This window comes from Syntrophomonas sp. UBA1041 (assembly GCF_002316705.1).
Taxonomy (GTDB): domain Bacteria; phylum Bacillota; class Syntrophomonadia; order Syntrophomonadales; family Syntrophomonadaceae; genus DTU019.
On record NZ_DCEA01000040.1, the window covers coordinates 4,307 to 4,727 of the forward strand.

Annotated in this window: 1 protein-coding gene; it reads right to left on the reverse strand. The window is 58.0% G+C overall.

From position 1 onward, the window contains the following. Nucleotides 1-421, reverse strand: a 421-nt coding sequence (locus B2633_RS06800) for a M23 family metallopeptidase (RefSeq protein WP_483169873.1), incomplete at both ends; no start/stop codon positions are given.

A 421-nucleotide genomic window follows, 5' to 3' on the forward strand; every position in this document is an offset into this window, starting at 1 on the left:
TTGGAGAAGTACAGCAGGGGGTCGACCCTGGTGCCTCCGGCATAAACCTCAAAGTGCAGATGCGGACCTGTGGACAATCCTGTGCTGCCCACCAAGCCGATAGTCTGACCCTGTGTCACCGTCTGCCCGAAAGCGGCGCTCATTTGGCTCATGTGGGCGTAAAGGCTCATATTGCCGCTGCCGTGGTCGATAATGAGATAGTTCCCGTAGCCGCCCGCATCGTAAGCTGCGGTTGTGACCACGCCGTCCGCGGCAGCCAGTATCGCTGTTCCGTATCCCGCACCGATGTCGATACCGGTGTGGGTTTTGTAAATGCCCAGAATGGGATGCAGCCTGGTGCCAAAAAAGGAAGTTACATAGTCACTGGCGGCGCTGGGCCAGATATAAAAGCCCTCCGCGATAACCTCCGTTCCGTCCCCCA